Annotated in this window: 16 protein-coding genes; 4 read left to right on the plus strand and 12 right to left on the minus strand. The window is 64.8% G+C overall.

The genetic code is table 11. From position 1 onward, the window contains the following. Positions 1-19: 19 nt before the first annotated feature. Together BM075_RS14480 and ade are read right to left on the minus strand one after the other, a co-directional pair. The gene (locus BM075_RS14480; protein ID WP_093361415.1) at positions 20-1504 is read right to left on the minus strand and encodes an AMP nucleosidase; all 1485 of its coding nucleotides are present in this window, start codon (positions 1502-1504) and stop codon (positions 20-22) included. After that, a complete protein-coding gene (ade, locus tag BM075_RS14485) occupies positions 1501-3306 on the minus strand; it encodes an adenine deaminase (protein ID WP_093361416.1) in 1806 nt (601 codons plus the stop codon). The genes BM075_RS14480 and ade overlap by 4 nt, the downstream gene beginning before the upstream one ends. A 114-nt stretch (positions 3307-3420) precedes the next feature. Between ade and BM075_RS14490 the strand changes: the two genes are divergently transcribed. Both BM075_RS14490 and BM075_RS14495 read left to right on the plus strand, forming a co-directional pair. Continuing rightward, entirely contained in the window at positions 3421-3858 is a 438-nt protein-coding gene (locus BM075_RS14490) for a DUF1810 domain-containing protein (RefSeq protein ID WP_093361417.1), read from the plus strand. Between the two features lie 335 nt (positions 3859-4193). Further along, the gene (locus BM075_RS14495; protein ID WP_093361418.1) at positions 4194-5051 is read left to right on the plus strand and encodes an SDR family oxidoreductase; all 858 of its coding nucleotides are present in this window, start codon (positions 4194-4196) and stop codon (positions 5049-5051) included. A gap of 93 nt (positions 5052-5144) precedes the next feature. Here BM075_RS14495 and dxs read toward each other — a convergent pair whose 3' ends face one another. The 6 genes from dxs to BM075_RS14525 form a co-directional block, all read right to left on the minus strand. Beyond that, the gene (dxs, locus tag BM075_RS14500) at positions 5145-7070 is read right to left on the minus strand and encodes a 1-deoxy-D-xylulose-5-phosphate synthase (protein ID WP_093361419.1); all 1926 of its coding nucleotides are present in this window, start codon (positions 7068-7070) and stop codon (positions 5145-5147) included. 49 nt (positions 7071-7119) lie between these two features. Beyond that, positions 7120-7992 carry a farnesyl diphosphate synthase gene (locus BM075_RS14505; protein ID WP_093361420.1) on the minus strand — a complete coding sequence of 291 codons (873 nt, stop codon included), beginning with the start codon at positions 7990-7992 and terminating at the stop codon, positions 7120-7122. After that, positions 7989-8231: an exodeoxyribonuclease VII small subunit gene (locus BM075_RS14510; protein ID WP_093361421.1), complete on the minus strand. Its 243-nt coding sequence runs from the start codon at positions 8229-8231 to the stop codon at positions 7989-7991. The genes BM075_RS14505 and BM075_RS14510 overlap by 4 nt, the downstream gene beginning before the upstream one ends. Continuing rightward, positions 8228-9163 carry a histone deacetylase family protein gene (locus tag BM075_RS14515; protein ID WP_093361422.1) on the minus strand — a complete coding sequence of 312 codons (936 nt, stop codon included), beginning with the start codon at positions 9161-9163 and terminating at the stop codon, positions 8228-8230. The genes BM075_RS14510 and BM075_RS14515 overlap by 4 nt, the downstream gene beginning before the upstream one ends. 70 nt (positions 9164-9233) lie before the next feature. After that, complete coding sequence (locus BM075_RS14520; RefSeq protein ID WP_093361423.1) at positions 9234-9956, minus strand: response regulator; 723 nt, start codon at positions 9954-9956, stop codon at positions 9234-9236. Then, positions 9953-10465, minus strand: a complete 513-nt coding sequence (locus BM075_RS14525) for a MarR family winged helix-turn-helix transcriptional regulator (RefSeq protein WP_093361424.1) — start codon at positions 10463-10465, stop codon at positions 9953-9955. The genes BM075_RS14520 and BM075_RS14525 overlap by 4 nt, the downstream gene beginning before the upstream one ends. A gap of 159 nt (positions 10466-10624) precedes the next feature. On the opposite strand from BM075_RS14525, the gene BM075_RS14530 reads away from it, so the two are divergent. After that, positions 10625-11494, plus strand: coding sequence for a branched-chain amino acid aminotransferase (locus BM075_RS14530; protein ID WP_093361425.1), 870 nt, complete (start codon positions 10625-10627; stop codon positions 11492-11494). 55 nt (positions 11495-11549) lie between these two features. Continuing rightward, positions 11550-12014 carry a hypothetical protein gene (locus BM075_RS14535; RefSeq protein WP_093361426.1) on the plus strand — a complete coding sequence of 155 codons (465 nt, stop codon included), beginning with the start codon at positions 11550-11552 and terminating at the stop codon, positions 12012-12014. 21 nt (positions 12015-12035) lie between these two features. Here the strand turns inward: BM075_RS14535 and BM075_RS14540 are convergent, their stop codons facing one another. The 4 genes from BM075_RS14540 to mtgA form a co-directional block, all read right to left on the minus strand. Beyond that, the gene (locus tag BM075_RS14540) at positions 12036-12233 is read right to left on the minus strand and encodes a hypothetical protein (RefSeq protein WP_093361427.1); all 198 of its coding nucleotides are present in this window, start codon (positions 12231-12233) and stop codon (positions 12036-12038) included. Between the two features lie 91 nt (positions 12234-12324). Further along, complete coding sequence (queG, locus tag BM075_RS14545; RefSeq protein ID WP_093361428.1) at positions 12325-13368, minus strand: tRNA epoxyqueuosine(34) reductase QueG; 1044 nt, start codon at positions 13366-13368, stop codon at positions 12325-12327. A 96-nt stretch (positions 13369-13464) separates the two neighbouring features. Next, positions 13465-14130 (minus strand): FtsZ-binding protein FzlA, encoded by a 666-nt coding sequence (gene fzlA, locus BM075_RS14550; RefSeq protein WP_093361429.1) that lies wholly within the window; start codon positions 14128-14130, stop codon positions 13465-13467. A 58-nt stretch (positions 14131-14188) separates the two neighbouring features. After that, positions 14189-14932, minus strand: coding sequence for a monofunctional biosynthetic peptidoglycan transglycosylase (gene mtgA, locus BM075_RS14555; RefSeq protein ID WP_093361430.1), 744 nt, complete (start codon positions 14930-14932; stop codon positions 14189-14191). Positions 14933-15017 lie beyond the last annotated feature (85 nt).

The following is a 15017-nucleotide window of genomic DNA, read 5'->3' on the forward strand; positions in this document are numbered from 1 at the left end:
TTGTGCAGGGAATCCCGGATCAGAGGAACGCTGTTTCCTCGAAACTACGCAATTTCCGCGAGTGTAGCCTTTCGAGCGGCATCTCCCGCAACAGTTCCATCGCCCGGATGCCAATGAGCAAATGGCGCGCGACCTGCGTTTTATAGAATTCGCTAGCCATGCCCGGAAGCTTCAATTCGCCATGAAGCGGCTTGTCGGAGACGCAGAGCAGCGTGCCGTAGGGGACGCGGAAGCGGAACCCGTTGGCTGCGATCGTGGCGCTTTCCATATCCAGCGCAATGGCACGCGACTGGCTCAGCCGCTGCACAGGGCCGGACTGGTCGCGCAACTCCCAGTTGCGGTTGTCCACTGTCGCCACGGTGCCCGTTCGCATGATCCGCTTGAGCTCATAGCCCTCGAGCTGGGTGACCTCTTCCACCGCATCTTCCAGCGCCACCTGCACCTCCGCCAGCGCCGGGATCGGCACCCAGACGGGCAGGTCGTTATCCAGCACCTTGTCCTCCCGCAGGTAAGCATGGGCCAGCACGAAATCTCCCAGGGCCTGCGTGTTCCTCAACCCCGCGCAGTGGCCCACCATCAGCCAGACATGGGGGCGCAACACGGCGATGTGGTCCGTCGCCGTCTTCGCGTTGGACGGCCCCACCCCGATGTTGACCAACGAGATCCCGGCGCCGTTCTCCCGCTTGAGGTGGTACGTCGGCATCTGCGGCAGCTTCAGCGGCGCTGGTAGCTCGCCGTCGGACGTCGTGATCTCCACATTCCCGGGGCCGACGAACGAGGTGTAGCCGTTCTCCGGGTCCTTCAGGGCTTCCCGGGCATAGGCTTCGAATTCCTCCACATAGAACTGGTAGTTCGTGAAGAGCACATGGTTCTGGAAATGCTCCGGCGCCGTCGCCGTGTAGTGGCTGAGCCGCGCAAGCGAATAATCCACCCTCTGTGCCGTGAACGGCGCCAGCGCCCGCGATCCGTCCTCGTAGAGGAAATCGAAGTCGTTGACGATATTGTCGTGCGTGGTCGCCAGATCCGGTGTGTCGAACACGTCGCGAAGCTGAAACTGCATCGTCCCTTCTTGCGGCACCGCAAGGCTCGCGTCGTTCAGAACGGCGAAATGCACGGGGATCGGTGTGTCGGACGCGCTGATCATCACCGGCACGCGGTGTGTCTCGATCAACAGACCAACCTGCTGAATAAGGTAGCTTCGGAAGAGGTCCGGCCGGGTGACGGTGGTAGAATAAGTCCCCGGTTCCGGCACATGACCGAAGGCGAGCCGGGAATCGACCGGGGCGAAGCTTGTCGTGGTCAGTCGAATTTCGGGATAGAACGCGCGGTAGCGATGAGGTGGCTGCCCGGACCGGATTACCTCGTTGAACTTCTCCGTCAGGAAACGCGTCGCCGACTGGTAGAGCGCGATCAGCCGGTCCACGGCAGCCGCGGCGTCGTCAAACGTCTCAGCTTGCGGCACTTCGGGAGTGATGATCGGGATCACGCGTCCAAAGCGGGTCATTCCAACACCTCCTCGATGACCGGCACCAGTTCGAATGTACGCACATCGACCAGCCCCTTGTCTGAAATTCTGAGCTCCGGGATCACCACAAGCGCCAGCAGCGAGTGCTGCATGTAGGCGTTGTTGAGCGTGCACCCGGCCTTCCGCATTGCCGCCCCGAGTGCCTCCGCCTTTGCGGCGACCCGTTCGGCCTTGTCGTCCGACATCAGCCCTGCGATGGGCAGCTCCACCAGCGCCTGCTCCTCGCCGTCCGCAAAAAGAACCACACCGCCGCCGACCTCGCCCAGCCGGTTGGCGGCAAGCGCCATGTCCTCGCGAGACGTGCCCACGACAATCATGTGGTGGCTGTCATGGGCCACAGTCGATGCCATGGCCATCGGACCGCTGTAGCCGAACCCCTGCACGAACGCGTTCACCACGCCCCCCGTGCCGCGGTGCCGTTCCACCAGTGCGATCTGACAGACCTCGCCCGTGGCCTCCACCAGCCCGTCCGCAACGGGCAGCTCGGCCGACAGCGCTTTCGTCGGCGCCTGGTTCTCCACCACGCCGATGACCTTCGCGCGAACGTGGTTCGCTCCCGACGGCGCGGCGATCTCAAAATCCGCAGCCGTCAGCGTCTTGCCGAGGTTAACGGAGCTGCGCGCCGCATCCGGCCATTCCAGATGGGGGCAGTCCACCGCGATCTGCCCATCCTCCGCCACCACTTGGCCGCGGGCGATGACCACCTCGATCGGCAATTCGCGCAGATCGGACGACAGGATCACGTCCGCCCGCCGCCCCGGCGCGATGCTCCCCAACTCCCGCTCCAGGCCGAAGTGGCTCGCCGTGTTGACCGTCGCCATCTGCAAGGCCACCAGCGGGTCGCAGCCGCAGGCGATAGCATGGCGCACCACCCGGTTCATGTGGCCTTCGTTCACCAACGTGCCCGAATGGCAGTCGTCGGTGCAGAGGATGAAGTTGCGCGGGTCCAGGCCCCGCTCCGTCACCGCCGTGATCTGCCGCTCCACGTCGTACCAGGCCGAGCCCAGGCGCAACATGGCCCGCATGCCCTGTCGCACCCGCGCGATCGCATCGTCCTCCGCCGTGCCTTCGTGGTCGTCGGCCGGCCCGCCGGCGGCGTATGCATGAAACGGCGGGCCGAGATCCGGTGAGGCGTAGTGCCCGCCCACCACCTTGCCCGCGGCTTGCGTCGCCGCCATCTCCGCCAGCATCTTCCTGTCGCCCGCGATCACGCCGGGAAAATTCATCATCTCCCCCAGCCCGACGATCCCCGGCCAACCCATCGCCTCCGCCACATCGTCGGGTCCGAGTTCGACCCCCGTGGTCTCCAGTCCCGGCGCGGACGGCGCACAGGACGGCATCTGGGTGAAGATGTTGACCGGCTGAAGCATCGCCTCGTCATGCATGAGCCGCACGCCGGCGAGGCCCATCACGTTGGCGATCTCGTGCGGGTCGGTGAACATGGTCGTCGTGCCATGCGGGATGACGGCACGGGCGAACTCCGCAGGCGTCAACATGCCGGACTCGATGTGCATATGTCCGTCGCAGAGGCCCGGAAGCATGTAGCGCCCCTTTGCTTCGATCACCTGCGTTTCCGGCCCGGTACAATGCCCCGCATCCGGCCCGACATAGGCAATGCGCCCGTCGGCAATGGCGAGATCGTGGTTCGGCAGAAGCTCCCGGCTCTGCACATTCACCCAGACGCCCTGTCGGATCACCATGTCGGCCGCTTCGCGTCCCGACGCTACGGCGATCAGGCGGGGGGCGGCCTCGGCCCAGCTCTTCAATGCAGTCTCCGTCATGCGCCACCCTTTCCCGGTTTTTCCCTGCGATGCAAGAGAGCGTCCTACCCGGTATTGCCATAGCCCGAATGCCCCTATCCTGACGACAGGGACATGACATCAGAAGGACCGACCATGCACGACGATACAGACCTGGACCGCTTCGTCGCCGCTCAGGACAAGGCGGGCGCCTGGGCGGAGGCGATGGCCGAGATCGACGCGGGCCGCAAACGCAGTCACTGGATCTGGTTCGTCTATCCGCAGCTGCGCGGCCTGGGACGCAGCCACATGGCCACGTACTACGGCATCGCGGGCGCTGAGGAGGCCCGCCGCTACCTCGCCCACCCCGTTCTCGGCCCCCGTCTGCAGGAAAGCTTCGCCCGCCTCATGCCACATGCAGCGCAACGTCCCGAGAACGTGCTGGGAGAGGTGGATGCCATGAAGCTTCGCTCATCCGCCACGCTCTTCGCCGCCGTAGCCTCGGATCCCCGCCCATTCGATTCGGTTCTGGAAGCATTCTTCGGCGACGAGCGCGATCCGGCGACGCTTGAGCGACTCACGCGAACCGCGTGAAAGGCCGAAATCACTCTCTCTAAAGGTGTTCCCCGAGCCGGCGCACCAGATAGATTTTCCGTGCAGGCAATATAACGATTTACCGCCGCATCTCCTGCAAATAATTGATCTGGCTCATTTTCAAAACTGGCTCTTGGATATAGGATAATCACAGGGAGCCCGCCGGATACTTCTACCCGACGATGATGTGAGTGGATGGCTCTCCAAGTGAGCGCCCCTGCGATTTCAGGGGCGCTCCGTATTTCAGAGGCCCGCTTCAGGTACCTAAACAAGCCCAAAGGCGCGGTCACATCTCATCTCTTGTGACAATCCTTGCGGCGTCCGATAACGACGCCATGACCCGGACACTGCTTTCCCTTGGCCACGGCTACTCCGCCCAGGCCCTCGCCCACGCCCTGCAACCACAGGGCTGGCACATCTTCGGCACCACACGGTCGCCGGAGAAAGCTGACGCTTTGGAAACCGAGGGCGTCACTCCCCTGCTCCTGCCTGGCGCCGACCTCGCAGATGCGATCAGCCAGGCCACCCATGTCCTCGCCTCTGCCGCGCCGGACGATGCAGGCGACCCCTTCCTGCCGCAGGTCGCGGACGCGATTCTGGCCGCCCGGCCCAAGTGGATCGGATACCTGTCCACGACCGGGGTCTACGGCGACCACAAGGGCGGCTGGGTCGATGAGACCACCCCCCTGACGCCCGCAACCCGCCGCGGCCGCCTGCGCGTCCTCGCGGAACGCCAGTGGCAAACCTTCGCCGAAGACGCTGGCCTGCCACTCATGATCTTCCGGCTGGCCGGCATCTATGGCCCCGGACGCGGCCCCTTTGCCAAGGTCCGTGCCGGAACGGCCCGCCGCATCGTCAAACCGGGCCAGGTCTTTTCCCGGATCCACGTGGAGGACATTGCCCAAGTCCTTGCGGCCTCCATCGCACAGCCGCGCGCCGGCGCCATCTACAACGTGTGCGACGATGATCCGGCCCCGCCGCAGGATGTCATCGCCCACGCCGCCCACCTGCTCGGCCTGCCTGTCCCGCCGGAAGAAGACTTCGAAACAGCGGAGATGAGCCCGATGGCCCGCAGCTTCTACGCGGATAGCAAGAAGGTCCGGAACGATCGGATCAAGTCCGAGCTCGGCGTCGAGCTGCGCTATCCGAGCTACCGCGACGGCCTCGCGGCGTTGCTTGCAGACGCGCCCTGACTTCTTGTGTCTGAAAATATCCCGGGGTCCGGGGCAGAGCCCCGGTTCCGCCGCTGACACCGGGTGCCCCCGATCAGGCCCCGCACCGGATTGTCACGCCCGCGCCGCGTCCATTCGAGCCACGCCCAGAACGTCAAGCACCTTGGCCTCGATATTCTCGGAATTCATACCGGCGACGGCGTACATGTCCCGCGGGCTTGCCTGGTCGATGAAAATGTCCGGCAGGACCATGGAACGGAAGACCAGGCCATGGTCGAACACGCCCTCTTCGGCCAGCAACTGCGCGACGTGGCTTCCGAATCCGCCGATCGCGCCTTCCTCGATTGTGATCAGCGCCTCGTGGTCCCGCGCCAGTTGCAAGACGAGATCCCGGTCGAGCGGCTTGGCGAAACGCGCGTCCGCGACGGTGGGGGAGATCCCTCGCTTCGACAGCTTTTCCGCCGCCAGTTCCACTTCCTGCAGGCGCGTCCCGAACGAGAGGATCGCCACACGCTTGCCGTGACGCATGATCCTGCCCTTGCCGATCTCCAGGACCTCGCCGCGTTCCGGCATGTCGACGCCGACGCCCTCGCCCCGCGGGAAGCGGAAGGCGATTGGCCCGTCGTCGTGCGCCACAGCGGTCGCAACCATGTGTTTCAGCTCGGCTTCGTCCGCCGCCGCCATCACCACGATCCCCGGCAGGTTGGCGAGGAAAGCGATGTCGAAAGCCCCAGCATGGGTCGCGCCGTCCGCGCCGACGAGGCCCGCCCGGTCGATCGCGAACCGTACAGGCAACCTCTGGATCGCCACGTCGTGCACCACCTGGTCATATCCGCGTTGAAGGAACGTGGAGTAGAGCGCGCAGAAGGGCTTCAGCCCGCCGGCCGCCTGCCCGGCGGCAAAGGTTACCGCGTGCTGCTCGGCGATGCCTACGTCGAAACAGCGGCTCGGGTAGCGCTCGGCGAAAAGGTTCAAGCCGGTGCCATCCGGCATTGCGGCCGTGATCGCGGTAATCCGGTCATCCTCCGCGGCGTGCTGCAGAAGGCTCTCGGCAAAGACGCTGGTGTAGCTCGGCGCGTTGGAAGGGGCCTTCTTCTGCTCACCGGTCCGCACGTCGAACTTCGACACGCCGTGGCCGCGATCCGTGGCCTCTTCCGCCGGCGCATAGCCCTTGCCCTTTTCCGTGATTGCATGGATCAGAACCGGCCCGTCCGCCCGCGCTTTGACCATCCGCAGAACCGACAGCAACATTTCCATGTCATGCCCGTCGATGGGGCCGATATACTCAAAACCCAGCTCCTCAAAGAGCGTGCCGCCGATGGTGACGTGCTTGAACACGTCCTTGGCCCGTTTCGCACCCTCGTAGAAGTGGTGCGGCAGCAAGCTCAGGGCGCCCTTGGCGGCGGCCTTCAGATCCTGGAACGGCGCGCCTGCATAGAGACGGGACAGGTAGGAGGACATCGCGCCCACCGGCGGAGCGATGGACATCTCGTTATCGTTCAGAATCACGATCAGCCGCTTGTCCAGATGGCCAGCGTTGTTCATCGCCTCGAAGGCCATGCCGGCGCTCATTGCTCCGTCGCCGATCACGGCGATGGCGTCGCCCACGCCTGTCTCCGGCGCACCGCCCAAATCCCGCGCGGTGACAAAACCCAGAGCGGCCGAAATCGAGGTAGAACTGTGGGCCGCGCCAAAGGGGTCGTAGGGCGACTCCGACCGCTTGGTGAATCCCGACAGTCCGCCCTTCTGCCGCAGCGTTCGAATGCGGTCGCGCCGGCCGGTCAGGATCTTGTGCGGATAGCACTGGTGGGACACATCCCAAACGAGCTTGTCGCGCGGCGTATCGAAGACGGCGTGGATCGCCACGGTCAACTCCACCACCCCGAGGCCGGCTCCCAGGTGCCCGCCGGTCTCGCTCACCGCGCTGATGGTCTCGGCTCGCAACTCGTGGGCGAGCTGGTCCAGTTCGTCATCGCTCAGGTGCTTGAGGTCCGCCGGGCTGGCCACACGATCCAGCAGGGGTGTCAAAGGTCTTACCATGGCTCGGCCCTCCTGTGGCCGCAGCTTGCCGGACCGCGTCGGCGGACCGTCACTTTTCGCGGGCGATAACGAAACGCGCCGCCGCCCGCAAGGTTTCCGCCGTCGCACCATAGGGCGCGAGGGCCGCCTCGGCCTCCTCGACCAGCGCTTCGGCCCGCGCCTTCGCCCCGTCCAGTCCGAGCAGCGACACAAAGGTCGCTTTCCCGGCCTCGGCGTCTTTTCTCAGGCGCTTGCCGGCGGTTCCGGCATCGCCCTCCACATCCAAGATGTCGTCCGCGATCTGAAAGGCCAGCCCGAGCGAGGTGGCATAGGCGGAAAGCGGCGCGGGATCGGCGCCGGCAAGCCGCGCCCCGGCCTCCGCCGACCAGCGAATCAGGGCGCCTGTCTTGTTGGCCTGGAGACCAGTGATCTGGTGCAGCGTGAGCGGCACCTTTGCCGTTTCCGCGGCAATGTCCTGAGCCTGCCCCAGCACCATGCCGCGCGCACCAGCCGCCTCGGCCAGGGATGCGACAAGCGCGATCCGCCGGCCTGCATCCGCCGCACACTCCGGCCTCGCGAGCAGCGCGAAGGCCAACGCCTGCAGCGCGTCAGCGGCTAGAATGGCAGTAGCCTCGTCCCACTTGACGTGCACGGTGGGCTGGCCGCGGCGCAGGTCGTCGTCGTCCATCGCCGGCAGGTCATCGTGCACCAATGAATAGGCGTGCACCGCCTCCACCGCCGCAGCCGCCCAGACGGATTGCGCCGCGGGGACGTCGTGAAGCCGTGCGCTCTCCATCACGAGGAAACCGCGCAAGCCCTTGCCGCCAGCGACCGCATAGCGCATCGCGGCGATGACCGCGTCGTCGCCATAGCCCGCGAGTTCCGCGGCGAGGCAATCCTGCACACGGCCGGACGCCGCCTCCAACGCTGCCTTGAATGTCATTGCGGATCGAGCGGGGCCGTGCCGGTCGGATTGCCTGACGCATCCGTGGTGATCGTCGCAACCTTTTCTTCGGCCGCTTTGAGCTTTTTTTCGCAATGGGCCTTGAGCGCTTCTCCGCGCTCGTAAAGCGTGATCGACTCCTCCAGCGGCACTTCGCCCTTCTCGAGCTGCACGACCAGCTTCTCCAATTCGGCCATCGCCTCTTCGAAGCTCATCTGCTCCACCGGCTTGTCGCTCATCTGCCCCGCTCCATCAGAACCGTCACGTGCGCCGCCACACTGGCTGCAAGCGCCTGCAGATCATAGCCGCCCTCGAGAGTCGAGACCACGCGCCCGCCGCAGTGGGTTTGCGCAAGGTCGCAGAGCTGACCCGTGACCCAGGCGAAGTCCTCCTCCCGCAGTTCCAATTGCGCCAGCGGGTCATCCCCATGCGCGTCGAATCCGGCCGAGATCAGCAGCAGTTCGGGGCGAAAGTCATCCAGGGCCGGGAGGACCTGCCGCTCCATGGCTTGCCGGAACTGCATGCTGCCCGCACCCGGCGGCAGGGGGACATTCATAACGTTGCCATGGGCGCCGGTCTCATGCGCCGCGCCGCTGCCCGGGTAGAGCGGCATCTGGTGGGTCGAGGCGAAGAGCACGCGCGACTCGTCCCAAAGGATGTCCTGGGTGCCATTGCCGTGATGGACGTCAAAATCAACGATCGCCACCCGGCTCAGCCCATGGTGGTCCAGCGCGCGCTTCGCCGAGATGGCGATATTGTTGAAGAGGCAGAACCCCATGGCGTGGGACCGTTCGGCATGGTGCCCGGGCGGGCGGATGGCGCAAAACGCATTGGCCACCTCCCCTGCAATCACCGCATCCACCGCCGCGATGTTGGCGCCGACCGCCCTCAGAGCGGCCGACATTGAGCCGGCCATCACGAAGGTATCGGCGTCGAGCGCCACGCCGTCCGCGTTCTGCGCCGCGGCTTCTATGCTCGCCACGTGTGCTTCGCCATGGGCCCGCAGCAGGTCGGCCCGCTCCGCGACGGGAGCCTCACGTCGATCCAGAGCATCGAAGGTCGCGTCGCCGAGCGCGGCCGTGATCGCCTCCAACCGCTCCACCCTCTCAGGATGCCCCGGCGGAGTGACGTGGCCAAGGCACTCGCTATGGGTGAAAAGCGCGGTCGTCATGGGCAAGATCCTCCCTTTCGTCTTCTAAGGCAGCACGTCGCAATGGCACGAGAACGAGAGCCGCGTCGGCTCAGTCAGGTGCGAGCATGTACCCGGCACCGCGGACCGTCTGCAGATAGCGGGGCTGGCGGGGATCACTCTCGATCTTGCGCCGCAAGCGGGTGATCTGCACGTCCACCGCCCGCTCCTGCGCCTGCCCGCCGTCGCGGCCAAGTTCCTCCACCAATTGCGTCCGGCTCAGCGCGGAACCGGCATTGGCGGCAAAGATCCGCATCAGCTGCGCTTCTGTCGCTGTGAGCCGCACGGGCGCCTCGCCGCGCCACATCTCCGCCCGCTCGATATCGTAGCGCACCGGCCCCAGGTGCAATACCTTTGGCCCGGCATTCACCGGGGTGTCGGCAGGCATCCGCCGCAGGATGGCATTGATCCGCAACAGCAATTCCCGCGGCTCGAAGGGCTTGGCGAGATAGTCGTCCGCCCCCGCCTCCAGCCCCGCGATCCGATCCTCGGTTTCGCCACGCGCCGTCAGCAGAAGGATCGGGGTCGTGAGCGTTTCCCGCAGCGCCGCCGTCAGAGTCACACCATCTTCTCCCGGCATCATCACGTCGAGAACGATGAGGTCGAACTCAAGGCCGGAGAGCAGCCGGCGCGCCTGCGCCGCATCGCGCGCCCCGCTCACGAGGAAGCCATGGCGCACCAGAAACTTCTGAAGCAACTCCCGAATCCGCGAATCGTCGTCGACGATAAGAAGATGCGCATCTACATCGCTTCCGTTGGCGGGCAGATCGGTCATTGCCCGGTCTCCGCCAGCCGCTGGTAGCGTCGCCGCATCTCGGGATCCATCATCGCCTCAAGCACCTCGCGGAAGCCGGCCACGGCGCCCGGCCCGGCGATGCGGAACGCCTCCCGCATACGCGCCTGCTGCACCTCGCTCAGTGCCCGTTCCAGCGTCTCGCCTTCTTCGGTCAGGAACAGATGGCGTTCTCGCTTGTCGCGGGTGCCGACCCGGCTCTCCACCAGACCGTCTTCGATCAACGTCCGGAGCACACGATTGAGCGACTGCTTGGTCACGCCGAGGATCGCGAGCAAATTGTTCACGGTGGTGCCATGCGCGCGCCCGATAAAGTGGATGGCACGATGATGCGCCCGGCCGTAGCCACGCGTCTCCAGAATGCGGTCCGGATCGGAGGTGAACCCCTTGTAGGCAAAGAACATTGCCTCGATCCCTTTCCGCAGTTGTTCGTCCGTCAAATAGAGCAGCGTTTCGCCACGCTGCCCACCTCCGCTGGACCCTTCCGACATGCCCGAACCCAATGCTACGACCTGTTATTCACATTTTATGTCAGCCTTGTTGACATTGCCAGAGCCAAATGCTAGCTCCGACCAGAAATTGCGCAACTTTACGTCCGGTTCGGCCATAAATCGCGCAATTTTCGGAAACTTTCCAAGGGAGAACGGAAAATGGCTGGCGCCTACGACGATCGCGACGGGGTCATCTGGATGGACGGGCAACTCGTGCCCTGGCGCGACGCAAAGGTCCACGTACTGACTCACGCGTTGCACTATGCCTCCTCCGTCTTCGAAGGCGAGCGGTGTTACAACGGCAAGATCTTCAAGGGTGTCGAACACTCCGAACGCCTGTTGCGGTCCGGAGAATTGCTGGACATGGCGATCCCCTACACCGTCGAGGAAATCGAGAAGGCGAAATACGCCATGTTGGAGGCGAACGGCTGGAGCGATGCCTATGTCCGCGTGGTCGCCTTCCGCGGCGCCGGCGAAGACATGGGGGTGAGCTCTTCGCGAAACCCGGTGCGGATGGCCGTCTCTGGCTGGGAATGGGGCGCCTATTACGGCGACGCCAAGACGAAGGGCGCAAAGCTCGACATCGCCAAATGGAAACGCCCGAGCCCGGAAACGATCCCGACTGCTGCTAAAGCCGCCGGCCTCTACATGATCTGCACCATGTCCAAACACGCGGCCGAGGCCAAGGGTTGCTCCGACGCGATGTTCTTCGACTATCGCGGATACGTAGCCGAGGCGACCGGCGCCAACGTCTTCTTCGTGAAAGATGGCGAGGTGCACACGCCGGACCCTGACTGCATTCTGAACGGCATCACGCGGCAAACAGTGATCGGGATGCTTCGGGAACGCCAGGTCGTGGTGCACGAGCGCCATATCCAGCCCGAAGAGCTAGAAGGCTTCCAGCAATGCTGGCTGACCGGCACGGCGGCCGAGGTGACTCCCGTCGGGCAAATCGGCGACTACAATTTCGAGGTCGGTTCCCTGACCCGCGATATTGCGGATGCCTATGAAAAGATGGTGCGCGCCTGACGCGCCCCGACACGCGTTAACCTCGCGTTGATATCAGTGGGCGCACTGTGGCGGCATGACCCATGCTTCCGTGCGCCCACCCCGGATCCCCTTGCTCGTCTTGTTGATCGTGGCAATCGCCACGCCCGCCACGATGACTCTGAGCTACTACCAGATCACCGGGGATCCCACGTTCCGCCCCCTCGCAATTACACTCGAGCGCCTGGTCGTCGGGGGGATCGAGGTTCACCAGAAAGCAGTCCGGGCGGACATCGTCAGCGATGGCTCCCCCGCAAGCGTCGACGAAGCCACACGACTCGGTGACGGCGTTCGCGCCGCATTTCGGGCCAAGGGCACGGAGGCGGTGATCCGCTTTGAAATCCGCCCTTATTCCGGTCCGCCCACGGTGACCTTTTTCGTGCGCGATGCGTCGTTCGGTCCGTATTCAAAAGGTACGGCGGCGCAGGGTGTCCGCGCCGCCATTACCACTCTGCAGCTAAGTCGGTCGGATCCAGCAGCCGCGCGCCGCCACCGCTGGTGAGGCCGCCCCGAGCGACAGGCCCTATGCCTTGAAACCGCGGTCGATCTTGAGGAACGCCATATACCGCAAGGCCGGATTGTGCGGCCCCTTCGCACGACGCGCCAGCGTCAGACTCGCCGGATGCGAGCCCTCCGGCGCCAAACGACGGCTCACGCCGGTATAGGCGGCGAGGCGGCTGTTTTCGCGGCTTCGGTTACGGTCGAGTATATGTTTGCCCATGGTCTCCTCCGTTTATTGTAGCGATCAGTCCTCTCCTGAACCGCAAAGGTAACAGATGTCAGTCCAGTGCCAAATGACTTGTCGCAAGTTCCTAGGACTGGCTCCGGCTCGACAGGCGCTCGACTGCCCATCGCGCCGCGTCGGCAACGGCCGGATCCGAGTCGGCACGTAGGGCCTTCGCGGGGTCCATCAATGAGCGATCTTCGGAATTGCCGATGGCGTAAAGAACGTTACGTACGAACCGGTCCCGACCGATGCGCTTGATCGGGGAGCCTGAAAAACGTGCCCGGAACGAGGCATCGTCCAATCGGACGAGATCCCGCAAATCCGGCGCGCTCAGGTCGTCGCGCGCGGCATAGCGCATATCGCTCGCGTCCACGGCGAACTTGTTCCACGGGCAGGCTGCAAGGCAGTCGTCACAGCCATAGATCCGATTGCCCATCCGCGCCCGCAATTCCACGTCCACCGGCCCGCGATGCTCGATCGTCAGGTAGGAGATGCACCGCCGCGCGTCCATCCGGTAGGGACCTAGAAAGGCCTCGGTCGGGCAGGCATCGAGACACGCCCGGCAGGACCCGCAATGGTCAGTCTCCGCGACATCCTCCGGCAGGTCCAGAGTGGTGAAGATCGACCCCAGGAAGAACCAATTCCCCAGGTCGCGACTCAAAAGGTTCGTATGCTTCCCCTGCCAGCCGAGTCCGGCTGCCTGACCGAGCGGCTTTTCGGCCAAGGGCGCGGTGTCCACGAACACCTTCACCTCTCCGCCCGCCTCGGCAATCAACCAACGTGCCAGCCGCTTCAGCCGCTTCTTGACGATGTCGTGGTAATCCTTGCCGCGCGCATAAACGGAAACGTTTCCCACATCCGGGCGCTTCAAGTTCTCCCGCGGATCCAGATCCGGCGAATAGCTCTCCGCGAGCACCACGATCGACCGCGCCTCCGGCCAAAGTTGCGCCGGGTCGCCACGCCACCCCATGCGCTCCGCCAACCACGACATCTGTCCGTGCAGCCCCTGCCCGATGAACGCCGCCAATTCTGCCGGCACATGCCCGATCGCATCCGGGCGGCAAACCCCCATCGCCGCGAACCCTTCCGCGCGGGCCTGCGCCTCGAGCCGCACTTTCAGCCCCCTCACGAACCCGCGTCTTCTTGTTGGCGAAAATACCCCCGGGGGGAGGCCCGGCGGCACGCCGGGACGGGGGGCGGCCCGCCCCCCTCCCCGGCAGCCACGTCAAAAATCCAGATCGGCATACTGCACCGACGGCTTGAACCCGGGCACCTGGTCAGCCAGCAGGTTACGGAAAGCCGGGCGCGATTTGATCTTGGCGTACCAGTCCTTGACGTTGGCGCTGCGGTGCCAGTCCACATCGCTGATATAGTCGAGCGCAGAGATATGAGCCGCGGCAGCGAAATCGGCCAACGTCATCATGTCCCCGGCCAGCCATCGGCGTTGCTCCAGCAGCCAATGCATGTAGTCCAGGTGATACTTGATCGCCTTAGCGCCCGCCTTCACGTTGCGGCTCTCCGGGTAGCCTTCCTTGGTGATTTTCTTGTTCACCCGCTCGTAGAGCAGCTTCGTCGTCACCTCTTGGTGGAACTTGTCGTCGAACCAGGCGCAAAGCCGACGCACCTCGTAGCGCGACTCAGGCTTGCGCGGCAGCAGCGGCGGTTCGGGCACCGTCTCCTCCAGGTACTCGCAGATTGCCTGGCTTTCAGCCATCGTGCGGCCGCCCATCCGAAGCACCGGCACCTTCCCGGCAGGGTTGCGGCGCAGGAAGTCTGGATCCTGCTCCCAGTAGCGCTCCTCCACCAGCTCCACTTCAATCTTCTTCTCGGCCAGCACCAGCCGGACCTTGCGACAAAAGGGTGAGAGGGGGACGTGGTAAAGTCGGTTCATCGCGCTGCATATCCTGTTGGGCAGGAGTGTCCTTTCTTGAACCGCCGCCGGATCATTTTCAATCCTCGAAACAATCCGCTCGGCCGTCGGCTTCGATCGTCGCGGCCCCATCGGCGATGGAGGACGCGCGGCGGCGGAGCCAGTCGCCGGGGCGGGCAGCGTCCCGGCGTTTCGGATCGGGAAGAACAGCAGCGATCCGGGCAGCCTGAATGGCGGTCAGGTCCCGCGGGGCGGTGTCGAAGTAACGATGCGCGGCGGCCTCGATTCCGAAAACGCCCTCGTCCATCTCCGCCACGTTGAGATAAACCTCGAGAATCCTCTTCTTCGGCCAGGCGATCTCGACCACGGGCGTGATCACCGCCTCCAAGGCTTTCCGCAGCCAGCTTCGTTCCTGCCAGAGAAACACGTTCTTCACGGTCTGCTGCGTGATCGTGGAGGCACCGCGCTGCGCGCCGTCATCCAGCGCTTCCCGGATCGCCACCATATCGAAGCCCCAATGCAGGCAGAAATTCGCGTCCTCCGCCGCCACAATCGACCTCGGCGCATAGGGCGACATGTTCTCGATCGCCACCCACTGCCGGTCCACCTCGCCCAGCCGGCGCTTCTCGGCCCAGATCGTGTGGGTGGTCGGCGGATTGACGAAGCGGAAGAGCACCACCACCAACAGAAGCAAGATCGGCGGGATCAGGATCAGGCGCCAGAACCATCGCCGGATGAACAGCACAGCACGGACCAGCCAAGGCTCCTGCCTTGCCTGCGTCTTCTTCGCCCCGCCCTTCTTGGCCGGCGCTGCCTTTTTCATCGTTCTGCTGGCCACCGGAATTCCATGACGTCGCCACGCGCACCCGTCAAGCGGTGAGCCCGCCCCATGCACCCTTCCCGGCAAA

This window comes from Tropicimonas isoalkanivorans, assembly GCF_900112335.1.
GTDB classification, from domain to species: Bacteria; Pseudomonadota; Alphaproteobacteria; order Rhodobacterales; family Rhodobacteraceae; genus Tropicimonas; species Tropicimonas isoalkanivorans.

What these genes read in the sequence shown, in the direction of transcription:
- fzlA (WP_093361429.1), bottom strand. Translation starts at nt 14,130, where the DNA reads ATGAACCGACTTTACCACGTCCCCCTCTCACCCTTTTGTCGCAAGGTC.
- BM075_RS14480 (WP_093361415.1), bottom strand. Translation starts at nt 1,504, where the DNA reads ATGACCCGCTTTGGACGCGTGATCCCGATCATCACTCCCGAAGTGCCG.
- dxs (WP_093361419.1), bottom strand. Translation starts at nt 7,070, where the DNA reads ATGGTAAGACCTTTGACACCCCTGCTGGATCGTGTGGCCAGCCCGGCG.
- ade (WP_093361416.1), bottom strand. Translation starts at nt 3,306, where the DNA reads ATGACGGAGACTGCATTGAAGAGCTGGGCCGAGGCCGCCCCCCGCCTG.
- BM075_RS14505 (WP_093361420.1), bottom strand. Translation starts at nt 7,992, where the DNA reads ATGACATTCAAGGCAGCGTTGGAGGCGGCGTCCGGCCGTGTGCAGGAT.
- mtgA (WP_093361430.1), bottom strand. Translation starts at nt 14,932, where the DNA reads ATGAAAAAGGCAGCGCCGGCCAAGAAGGGCGGGGCGAAGAAGACGCAG.
- BM075_RS14525 (WP_093361424.1), bottom strand. Translation starts at nt 10,465, where the DNA reads ATGTCGGAAGGGTCCAGCGGAGGTGGGCAGCGTGGCGAAACGCTGCTC.
- BM075_RS14535 (WP_093361426.1), top strand. Translation starts at nt 11,550, where the DNA reads ATGACCCATGCTTCCGTGCGCCCACCCCGGATCCCCTTGCTCGTCTTG.
- BM075_RS14540 (WP_093361427.1), bottom strand. Translation starts at nt 12,233, where the DNA reads ATGGGCAAACATATACTCGACCGTAACCGAAGCCGCGAAAACAGCCGC.
- BM075_RS14515 (WP_093361422.1), bottom strand. Translation starts at nt 9,163, where the DNA reads ATGACGACCGCGCTTTTCACCCATAGCGAGTGCCTTGGCCACGTCACT.
- BM075_RS14530 (WP_093361425.1), top strand. Translation starts at nt 10,625, where the DNA reads ATGGCTGGCGCCTACGACGATCGCGACGGGGTCATCTGGATGGACGGG.
- BM075_RS14510 (WP_093361421.1), bottom strand. Translation starts at nt 8,231, where the DNA reads ATGAGCGACAAGCCGGTGGAGCAGATGAGCTTCGAAGAGGCGATGGCC.
- BM075_RS14495 (WP_093361418.1), top strand. Translation starts at nt 4,194, where the DNA reads ATGACCCGGACACTGCTTTCCCTTGGCCACGGCTACTCCGCCCAGGCC.
- BM075_RS14490 (WP_093361417.1), top strand. Translation starts at nt 3,421, where the DNA reads ATGCACGACGATACAGACCTGGACCGCTTCGTCGCCGCTCAGGACAAG.
- BM075_RS14520 (WP_093361423.1), bottom strand. Translation starts at nt 9,956, where the DNA reads ATGACCGATCTGCCCGCCAACGGAAGCGATGTAGATGCGCATCTTCTT.